At 72.5% G+C, this 8,589-nt stretch carries 10 protein-coding genes; 4 read left to right on the plus strand and 6 right to left on the minus strand.

Annotation, left to right across the window (positions count from 1 at the left end; translation table 11 throughout):
- Positions 1-55: 55 nt before the first annotated feature.
- Complete coding sequence (locus ACFC0Z_RS33355) at positions 56-742, minus strand: hypothetical protein (protein WP_376446063.1); 687 nt, start codon at positions 740-742, stop codon at positions 56-58.
- Positions 739-1,110 (minus strand): PadR family transcriptional regulator, encoded by a 372-nt coding sequence (locus tag ACFC0Z_RS33360; RefSeq protein WP_376446065.1) that lies wholly within the window; start codon positions 1,108-1,110, stop codon positions 739-741. Before ACFC0Z_RS33360 ends, ACFC0Z_RS33355 begins: the two co-directional genes overlap by 4 nt.
- Positions 1,111-1,239: 129 nt before the next feature.
- On the opposite strand from ACFC0Z_RS33360, the gene ACFC0Z_RS33365 reads away from it, so the two are divergent.
- Together ACFC0Z_RS33365 and ACFC0Z_RS33370 are read left to right on the plus strand one after the other, a co-directional pair.
- Positions 1,240-1,689 carry a DoxX family membrane protein gene (locus ACFC0Z_RS33365; protein WP_376446067.1) on the plus strand — a complete coding sequence of 150 codons (450 nt, stop codon included), beginning with the start codon at positions 1,240-1,242 and terminating at the stop codon, positions 1,687-1,689.
- The gene (locus tag ACFC0Z_RS33370) at positions 1,689-2,135 is read left to right on the plus strand and encodes a Zn-ribbon domain-containing OB-fold protein (protein ID WP_376446069.1); all 447 of its coding nucleotides are present in this window, start codon (positions 1,689-1,691) and stop codon (positions 2,133-2,135) included. Before ACFC0Z_RS33365 ends, ACFC0Z_RS33370 begins: the two co-directional genes overlap by 1 nt.
- A gap of 9 nt (positions 2,136-2,144) precedes the next feature.
- Here ACFC0Z_RS33370 and ACFC0Z_RS33375 read toward each other — a convergent pair whose 3' ends face one another.
- Both ACFC0Z_RS33375 and ACFC0Z_RS33380 read right to left on the minus strand, forming a co-directional pair.
- Positions 2,145-3,473, minus strand: a complete 1,329-nt coding sequence (locus ACFC0Z_RS33375; protein WP_376446072.1) for a hypothetical protein — start codon at positions 3,471-3,473, stop codon at positions 2,145-2,147.
- A gap of 139 nt (positions 3,474-3,612) precedes the next feature.
- Entirely contained in the window at positions 3,613-5,796 is a 2,184-nt protein-coding gene (locus ACFC0Z_RS33380; RefSeq protein ID WP_376446075.1) for a protein kinase, read from the minus strand.
- A gap of 172 nt (positions 5,797-5,968) precedes the next feature.
- Between ACFC0Z_RS33380 and ACFC0Z_RS33385 the strand changes: the two genes are divergently transcribed.
- Complete coding sequence (locus tag ACFC0Z_RS33385; protein ID WP_376446077.1) at positions 5,969-6,478, plus strand: DinB family protein; 510 nt, start codon at positions 5,969-5,971, stop codon at positions 6,476-6,478.
- 190 nt (positions 6,479-6,668) lie between these two features.
- On the opposite strand, the gene ACFC0Z_RS33390 is transcribed toward ACFC0Z_RS33385, so the two are convergent.
- Positions 6,669-7,121, minus strand: coding sequence for a PTS glucose transporter subunit IIA (locus tag ACFC0Z_RS33390; RefSeq protein ID WP_376446080.1), 453 nt, complete (start codon positions 7,119-7,121; stop codon positions 6,669-6,671).
- Between the two features lie 74 nt (positions 7,122-7,195).
- Complete coding sequence (locus ACFC0Z_RS33395) at positions 7,196-7,645, minus strand: anthrone oxygenase family protein (protein ID WP_376446083.1); 450 nt, start codon at positions 7,643-7,645, stop codon at positions 7,196-7,198.
- 124 nt (positions 7,646-7,769) lie between these two features.
- On the opposite strand from ACFC0Z_RS33395, the gene ACFC0Z_RS33400 reads away from it, so the two are divergent.
- Positions 7,770-8,354, plus strand: coding sequence for a TetR/AcrR family transcriptional regulator (locus ACFC0Z_RS33400; RefSeq protein ID WP_376446086.1), 585 nt, complete (start codon positions 7,770-7,772; stop codon positions 8,352-8,354).
- The last annotated feature ends 235 nt before the right edge of the window (positions 8,355-8,589 follow it).

The raw sequence follows: 8,589 nt of genomic DNA on the forward strand, positions 1-8,589 counted from the left end.
GGTCTCGACCGGGAGGGGGTTCGGTTGCGAATCGGTCACGCACCCCGGGATGTCCCTATGGGGACGGGGGAGTGGGCGCGGTGGGCTCCGTGGGGGCGTCGGCGGTCGGGGTGGGCGGGGCGGTGGGCTCCGTGGGCTCCGTGGTCTCCGCGGACGCTTCGGCCGTCGGCGTCGCGGTGGCGACGGGGCCCTCGTACGCGGGTGTCGACCCCGACTCCGTGGCGACGGCGAGGCCGAGGAACAGCGCGCCGACGGTGAGGACGGCCACCCCCGCCCCGGCGAAGGCGATGATCCGGCCGAGCCGGGGGCCCGGCGGGGCCGCCGGGGGCACGGGCGGTGCGGGCGGGGTGGGCGGCGTCGGAGGCGTAGGCGGGGTGGGAGGCGTCGGAGGTGTGGGCGGTGTCGGCGGCAGGGGCGCGGTCGGCGGCTCCGGCGCGGCGGCCGACTCCGGACCCGAGGCGGCAGCCGCGGGAACGGCCGTCCCCACCACCGGCGTCGACCCCGTCGACCGGGGCCCGCCCACCTCCGCCGCGACGATGTCCGCCGGCGGTCCGAGCCGGTCGAGCACGGCGCGTACCGCCGCCGCGTGCTTCGCGTCGGCCTCTTCGAGGCCCGCGTCGATGTGCTCGACGATCTCCTGTCGCAGTTCCGCCCGCCGTTCGGCGGGGAGGAAGACGGCCGCGTTGTCCAAGCGGCGCAGGTATTCGTCCACGAGCTGGTCTCGCCTCGGCGGGGTGGTCATCCCTGGCTCCCTTCACTGCTGCTGTTGCTGTTGATCAGGAGGTTGTCGACGGTGGTCTTGAAGGTCCCCCACTCGGTGGAGAACTCGTCGAGTGCCGCCCGCCCGGTGGCGGTCAGCGTGTAGTAGCGGCGGGGCGGGCCGGCGTCGGACTCGCGCCAGACGGTGTCGACCCAGCCCTCCTTCCGGAGCCGGGAGAGCAGCGGGTAGATGGTGCCCTCGCTGGTCTCCATCCCGTGGGCGTCGCAGAGCTCGCGTACGAGGTCGAAGGCGTACCGCTCGCCGTCACGGAGGAGCGCCAGAACGCAGAACTGAAGGATTCCACGGCGGAGTTGGCTGACTCCTGATCGTGATCCACTCGGTAGTACCATGTGTCGCAAGGTACCTGCCGATGAATGGTTCCCGCAAGCGCGATCGCGTACACCTCTTGCGCCGGTGGCCACCCCTGCGCTGAACTGACGTACCGTCAGATTCAGTGGGATGCCCGAGAGGACACGCGCATGCAGACCATCTGGCTCACCGGCGCCGAATGGGTGGCCGTCCTCCGCATCGGCCTCGGCCTGTGGTGGCTGGAGAGCTGGCGCCACAAGGACAAGAAGGGCTGGTTCGAGCGCGGCACCGGCATCGCCTGGGCCGCCGACGTCGCGGGCAAGCACAAGTGGCCGCAGGTCAAGAAGGGTTTCGAGACGGTCGTCGCCCCGCGCCCGAAGCTCATGGCGTACGTCGTCGTGTACGCGGAACTGGCACTCGGGCTCGGCCTGATCGCCGGGTTCCTCACCCCGGTCGCCCTGGCCGGCGGCCTGCTCCTCAACCTGCTCTACCTCGTCCTGATGATCCACGACTGGGCCGAGCAGGGGCAGAACGCGATGATGGCGCTGATCTCCGCCGTCGCGCTCTTCGCCATGTCCTGGCAGACCTGGTCCCTCGACTCCGCGATCGGACTCTTCTGATGACGACGCCGAAAGCAGCGCGGCCCGCCACCGCCGCCACCCCCGACATCGACGCGTTCACCCGCCCCTACTGGGACGCCGCCGCCGAGGGCCGCCTCCTCCTGCGCCACTGCGCCGCCTGCGACCGCCCCCACCACTACCCCCGCGAGTTCTGCCCGCACTGCTGGAGCGAGGACGTCGACTGGCGGCAGGCGAGCGGCCGGGCCACCCTCTACACCTGGTCCGTCGTCCACCGGAACGACCTCCCGCCCTTCGGCGAACGCGTGCCGTACGTCGCCGCCGTCGTCGACCTGGCGGAGGGCCCCCGGATGATGACGGAGGTCGTGGACGTACCGGAGGAGGACCTCCGCATCGGCATGGAGCTGGTGGTCGGCTTCCGCCCGGAGGGGGAGACGACCGTCCCCGTCTTCACGGCGGCTCCTCCTGCTCCTGCCGCTGCCTCCTAGGGAGCCTCCCTAGGGGTCCTTCAGGAGCTCGTCCAGGGAGACGTGGAGAGCGCCGCTGGGCCCGTAGCCGAGCCCGTACCGCTCCCGCATGCGGTGGCGTTCCGACGGCGTGGGGGGCCGGGAGACCGCATCTCCCGGTCCCACGACGGCGACCAGGTCCGGCCCGAACGGGCCCTCCTTCCGCAGCTCGCTCAGCACCCACCAGAGCGTGACGTAGTGAGGGGCGCGCGTGTACTCCAGGACCGCCGTGCTGTGCCGGATCCGCGACTGGTAGCGGAAGGTGTTGACGCGGCCCCCGCCGGTCACCCAGGCCGGGGCCTTGTTCGCCGAGCCGTACTCGTACTGCTGGGTCCAGGAGCTGCGGCCCGACCGGGCGTAGTCGTCGACCAGCCTCGCCCGGTCCTTCCGCAGGTAGACGACGTTCGCGGCGGCGGCGAGCGACACGAAGGGCTTCCCCTTCGGGACCCGGGGGAACTCGACGAGATTCTGCGTCACGATCTCCGCGCCCGGTTCCAGTACCTGCACCAGCCCCGCCCTCCCGGCGAACGCCCCCTGGGCCAGGAGGTCGTACGCGCCGGGTGTCACGTCCGTGTGGCGTGCGAGGTCCCGCTGGCCGCTGTTGATGTCCTGGAGCCAGCGCTGGTCCGGGCGCGCCCGCGCCACGTACGAGTCCCGCAGTGCGCTCACCTGGTACAGCGAGCCGAGCAGGTAGAGCGAGACCTCTCCGGTGTTGTGCGTCCGCAGGCGGACCGGGACGCTGACCGACCCGTTCTTCTCGTTGACCGTCGCCTTCCCGAACTCCACCGTCGTCGTGAGCGTCGCCGTCGCCGCGTACGGCTGGTAGACCTGCGCGTGCGTGAAGTTGGCGACCGCGAGGGCCCCGGTCAGCACCACGCCGAGCGCGATACCGCGCGGGTGGGGGACGCGGCCCCACACCCCGGCCTTGTAGAGCCGGACGAGGGACCAGCAGGCGCACGGGATCAGGGCGAGGAAGGCGGCGTACGGGGTGAAGTCGCCGTCCAGGAGGAGGACGAGCAGGATGATGTTGGCCAGCAGCGAGACGAGCAGGGCGACGATCACGGCCGCGCCCGAGTACGGCGCGGGGCGGGGCTTCGCGAGGTCGAACAAGGCGCCGACCGCGGCGGTCTCCAGGACCGCGGCGATCAGGAACACGACCCCGCTGACCCTGCCCGCGTAGGTCAGGGCGCCGGTCACGTCCCGCCCGCCGAAGAGCGCCAGCTCGACGGCGGTCGCCAGGAGGACGGCCGCCGTCAGCACCCAGGGAACAAGGGCCTTCCACCCTGTCGTCGCCCTGTTTCCGTCGTCGTCGGCTGCCATGCCCGGAGCCTGCCAGCGGGGCCGCCCGTGCCCCCGGCCGACCCTCCGTGGCGTACGGGTGACCTCGTGCCGCCCGTCAGTCCGTCAGTCCGTCTGCCCGTCAGCCCGTCTGCCCGTCAGCCCGTCTGCCCGGCCGTGCCTACAGAGGCGCGATGTTCCGCCAGAGCTGGGCGGGGTCGGAGCCGCAGGTGAACGTGGTGGCGGCGAAGCCGCCGGCCGACAGGCACATCCCGTCGCTCACGTTCTTGAGGGTCCGGCCACCGGAGGAGGAGCTGAGGACCTTCCAGGACTGGGCGCCGGAGCCGTTGCAGGCGGCCGTGGTGACGGCCGTGTTGCCGCCGGGCTGGAGGCAGCGCTGGGACTTCTTGTTGACCAGCCGGAAGGTTCCGTTCGGCCCGGACACGTAGGTCCAGGCCCAGCTGTAGGTGGTCGCGGGGTTGCTGCCCGGGTCGCCGCACTCCAGGGTGCCGACGAGGGGGCCGAAGCCGCCGTCGTACTCGACCAGGCACTTGCCGCTCGTCCCGTTCTCCAGGGAGTACGTCCCCGAGGGCGCCGATCCGCCGCCGCTGGTGGGCGGCGGGGGAGCGGGCTTGGTGGTGGTCCGGGAGGGCTGGGGAGCGGGCGGCGGGGTGGTGGTCGTGCTCGATCCGCCGGTCGTGCTCGACCCGCCGGTGGAGCTGGACCCGCCGTTGGAGGTCGATCCGCCCGTGGAGCTCGTACCGCCGCCAGAACTGCTGCTGCTGCTTCCGGTACCCCCTCCGCCGCTCGTGGTGCTCGTACCGCCCGACCCGCCGCCCCCGGACGTGCTGGTGGAGGCCCCGCCTCCGCCCGTGCCCCCGGCCACGGCGGCCCCGGCGACGGAACCGCCCCCGCCCGCGCCTCCGGCCGCCCCCGGCGGCGGAACCACCGGCCCCGAGGAGCCGGGAGCGGGCGCGGACGCGGAGCCCGACGCGGAACCCGACGTGGACGGCTTGGCCGAGGACGTTCCGGCGGACGGAGAGGCCGCCCCGGGCGCCGAGGTGCCCCCCGGGCCCCCCGGCTGCGAGACGACGACGGACGGCGAGGGCGTCCCGCCGTCGGCGGCGCTGCTGCGCCCGATCTGGTACGGGCCCAGGGCGACGGTGAGGGTCGCGCCGGTGGTGACGACGACGGGCAGCGCGAGCATGACGAGCCGCCGCTTGCGCCGTTTCCGTACGCCTTCGGTCCCGCTGGTCACGGAGAGGACGCCGGGCGGATAGGTAGAGGGCTCCTGCGCCCCCGTCTGCGCCCCCGCCTGCGGCGTGAGCGAGGCAGTGGCGACATCCCGAGCGCCCTGAGCGCCCTGCGCGGGCTCGTCCCGTTCCAGCTCCGCGAGGTGCTCCGCGCTGGGCGCCACGGCCGCGAACGCGGCCCGTTCGCCGATCCGTTCGGCGACGGCGGCGGGCCAGGCCGCCCCCACGGCGTCCGCCGCCTTCTCGTCGGCGAGGGCGACGAGCTCCGCCGCCGTCGGCCGGTCGCCGGGGTCCTTGGCGAAGCACCGCCGGAGAACGGAGGCGAGCTCCTCGTCGGCCTCGGGAAGCCGCCCGAAGTCGGGCTCTCCGTGGACGACGCGGTAGAGGAGGTCGGGCCCGGAGCCGTCGCCGAACGGAGGCCGCCCGTTGGCGGCGTACAGGACCAGGCTGCCGAGCGCGAACACGTCGGCCGCGCCGCTGAGCTCCCGGTCGGCGACGGCCTGCTCGGGCGCCATGTACGCGGGTGTCCCGATGACCATGCCGGTCTTGGTCAGCCGGCTCTGGTCGGCGGCGCGGGCGACGCCGAAGTCGATGAGGGAGAGCCCGCCCTCGGTGAGCATGACGTTGGACGGTTTGAGGTCGCGGTGCACCATGTCGGCCCCGTGCACGACCGCGAGCCCGGCGGCGGCGCCCCGCAGCAGCCGCCACAGCGCCTCGGCGGGCAGTGGCCCGCCGTGCAGCCGTATCGCCTCGTTGAGGGTGATGCCGGGGATGAACTCGGTCGCGAACCACGGCGGCTTGGCGGTCCGGTCGCTGGCGAGGAGCTTGGTGTTCGCCCCGGCGGGCAGCCGGGCGAGGTTGTCGAGCTCGTGCCCGAAGTGACTGAGGAAGTCGGCGTCCTCGGCGAGGACGGGCAGGACCCGCTTCACCGCCGCGAACGTCCCCGGTACGGCCCCGAGGTAGACCCGCCCCATGCCCCCGGACCCGAGGACGCCGAGCAGCCGGAACGCCCCGATCTGCCGTGGATCCCCCGCTTCGAGGGGCATGGCCCCACTGCCGTCGAGCCCGCCGGGTCCGCCGAATCCGGCGCCGCTGTTCAGTTCCCCCTGCATGGGCCACACAGTAGCTGAGCATGTTTCACATCTGTATGGAGCCCAAGTGATCGTGCCCGTACCGTAGTTGATGCTTCTCGCACGGCGTCCCGCGGACACCCCGCGGACACCCCGGGGGATGTCCCGGTAAATCGGTCGACACCGGACGGGGTCATGGGGAACTCTTCGCCCGATGACCAGATTCAGTGACACGCCGTCCTCCTGGGACGAGCGCACCCAGCTCACCACTTTCCTCGACTACACCCGCGACACCGTTCGCGTGAAGTGCGAGGGCGTCTCCGAGGAGAACGCCCGCAAGGCGCTGCTCCCCGGCTCGCCCCTCATGACCCTCAGCGGACTGGTCAACCACCTCCGCTGGGTCGAGTACTGGTGGTTCACCATGGTCTTCCTCGGCGAGGAAGGCGAGAACCTCCCGTGGACCGAGGAGGACCCCGACCGCGAGATGCGGATCGCGCTCGACATCCCGATCGAGCAGCTCCTCGCGGAGTACGCCGAGCAGAGCGCCCGCTACCGCGAGCTGGTGGCCGCGCACGACCTCGACACCAAGGCGAAGCGCCCGGTCCGCAACGGGACCCACGTCGACCTGCGCTGGATCCTCCTCCACCTCACCGAGGAGACCGCCCGCCACAACGGCCACCTCGACATCCTCCGCGAGCTCCTCGACGGAGTGACGGGCGACTAAGGCCTGTCGGGTGCGAACGCCTCCCGGTGGTCGCGCACCCACTGTTCGAACGTGCCCGCCGGCCGCCCGAGGATCCGCTCCACGTGGCCGGTGAGGTACGCGGCTCCGCCGGCGCGGGCCCAGCGGACGCCCGGGGCCACCCCGGCGGGCGGCTGCCGGGCCGCGTACCACCTAGACGCGCCCGGCCCCCTCAGCTCCAGTCGAAGAGCGGGTCCCCCGCCGCGACCTGACCGGATTCGGCCACGCCGCTGAGCTGGTCCGGCGCCGCCTCCAGGGCGACGACCGGGGAGATGGGGGAGTACCCGGCGCCCTCGACGGTCGCCGGGTTCCACCGGATGACGGGCTGGCCGCGCTTGACCCGGTCGCCCTTGTTCACGAGGAGTTCGAAGCCCTCGCCGTTCAGCTTGACGGTGTCGATGCCGAGGTGGGTCAGGATGCCGTGCCCTTCCTCGTCCACGACGACGAAGGCGTGCGGGTGCATCGAGACGACCTGGCCGTCGACGGGGGACACGGCCTCGATGATCCCGCGGTCGGGGTCGACGGCGGTGCCGGGACCCACCATCGCCCCGGCGAAGACGGGGTCGGGCACGTTGGCGAGTCCGACGGCGCGGCCGGGGAGCGGGGAGGTCACGGTGGTGGCCATGAGGAGGGGCCTTCCTGGGGGATAGGGCGTGGATCGATCCCATGCCCAACGATCAGGGAAGAACGAGGATGCTGCTACACGGCGGCGGCCGTGGCCAGGAGCGCGAACGCGGCGATGATGACGGCCACGCGGACGTAGTGGTAACGGTCCCAGCGGTCCGACTGCTCCTGCCAGTCCGCCGGCCGGTTCTCGGGCGTCCAGGTCTTGCTGCGGTTGTTGATCGGGACGAGCAGCAGGACGGACATGAGCACGCTCACGATGAGCAGTGCTCCCGCCGTGACGACGAGACCGGTCCCGGCCTCGCCCCACGCGACGATCGCCCAGACCGCCGACAGGACGAGCGAGCCGATGTACCAGAACGGCATGACGGCCCCGAGCATCCGGCCGCCGTGGGCCCGGCCGAGCTGCCCGGCGTCCCCGGGGAGCGCCTTGAAGATCCGGTTCATGACGAAGGAGACGGAGAACTCCACCCCCACCATCACGCCGACGACCACGATGGTGAAGACCTCAAGTGCGTGGAACATGGTGCGACCCTCCCGGTGCGGGGACCCAGCGGCGAAGATCCGATCCAGATCTAGCGCTGCTAGCTGATGAAGCAATGCTAGACCTGCTATCGCTCGATTGTCTAGCGGTGCTAGAATTTCGAGCATGTCAGTACAGGAGCGCAAGCAGCGCGAGCGGGCGGACCGCGAGCGGCTCATCGTGACGACGGCCCGCGAGCTCGCCGAACAGCAGGGCTGGGAGGCGGTCACCACCCGCCGGCTCGCCGAGCGCATCGAGTACAGCCAGCCCGTCCTCTACAGCCACTTCCGCGGCAAGCGGGAGATCATCGGCGCCGTCGCCCTCGAAGGCGCCGCCGAGCTGGCCGCGTCCCTGCGAGCCGCCACGACCGCCGCCTCACCGGACGGCCCCCGCGCCCGGGTGCTGGCCCTGGCCCGCGCGTACCTCGCCTACGCCGAGGACAACCCGGCGGTCTACGACGCCATGTTCCAGCTCGACGGCGGCCTCACCTTCGCGCAGGAGGACACCCCGGCCCCCCTGAAGGACGCCTTCGCCGCACTCTTGGAGACCCTCGGCGAGGTCGCGGGGGAGGGCGTCCACCGCGGCCTCTTCACCGAACTCTTCTGGGCCTGCCTCCACGGCCTGGCCACGCTGACCCGCGAGGGGCGGCTGCCGATGGGGGAGGGCGAGCACCGGGTGGAACTACTGGTGGACCGACTCGCCGCTTTCTGACAACGCCTCGGCGCGGTGCCGCCCCGGCGGGCGCCTGTGGATGTACGGGGTGCCCCCGCCCCCGGGCTCGAACCGGGGCGGCCGGCTGAGGGTCACGTCTCCGAGGTCCTGAGGGTGGGGGTTTCTTGAGGGTTCCTGGTGCGGCCGCCCTCTTTCCGAGTGTGGCGGCCTCCGCCGCCGCGTCAAGGGCGAGTCGGCGGAGCCGATGGCCTGCGGCCACCCTTGACCCGGCGGC

Source organism: Streptomyces sp. NPDC056144, from assembly GCF_042264145.1.
Taxonomy (GTDB): Bacteria; Actinomycetota; Actinomycetes; order Streptomycetales; family Streptomycetaceae; genus Streptomyces.

Excerpts from the sequence above, each read along its gene's own strand:
- ACFC0Z_RS33365 (WP_376446067.1), top strand. The coding sequence starts at position 1,240 with ATGCAGACCATCTGGCTCACCGGCGCCGAATGGGTGGCCGTCCTCCGC.
- ACFC0Z_RS33370 (WP_376446069.1), top strand. The coding sequence starts at position 1,689 with ATGACGACGCCGAAAGCAGCGCGGCCCGCCACCGCCGCCACCCCCGAC.
- ACFC0Z_RS33400 (WP_376446086.1), top strand. The coding sequence starts at position 7,770 with ATGTCAGTACAGGAGCGCAAGCAGCGCGAGCGGGCGGACCGCGAGCGG.
- ACFC0Z_RS33395 (WP_376446083.1), bottom strand. The coding sequence starts at position 7,645 with ATGTTCCACGCACTTGAGGTCTTCACCATCGTGGTCGTCGGCGTGATG.
- ACFC0Z_RS33390 (WP_376446080.1), bottom strand. The coding sequence starts at position 7,121 with ATGGCCACCACCGTGACCTCCCCGCTCCCCGGCCGCGCCGTCGGACTC.
- ACFC0Z_RS33360 (WP_376446065.1), bottom strand. The coding sequence starts at position 1,110 with ATGGTACTACCGAGTGGATCACGATCAGGAGTCAGCCAACTCCGCCGT.
- ACFC0Z_RS33380 (WP_376446075.1), bottom strand. The coding sequence starts at position 5,796 with ATGCAGGGGGAACTGAACAGCGGCGCCGGATTCGGCGGACCCGGCGGG.
- ACFC0Z_RS33355 (WP_376446063.1), bottom strand. The coding sequence starts at position 742 with ATGACCACCCCGCCGAGGCGAGACCAGCTCGTGGACGAATACCTGCGC.
- ACFC0Z_RS33375 (WP_376446072.1), bottom strand. The coding sequence starts at position 3,473 with ATGGCAGCCGACGACGACGGAAACAGGGCGACGACAGGGTGGAAGGCC.
- ACFC0Z_RS33385 (WP_376446077.1), top strand. The coding sequence starts at position 5,969 with ATGACCAGATTCAGTGACACGCCGTCCTCCTGGGACGAGCGCACCCAG.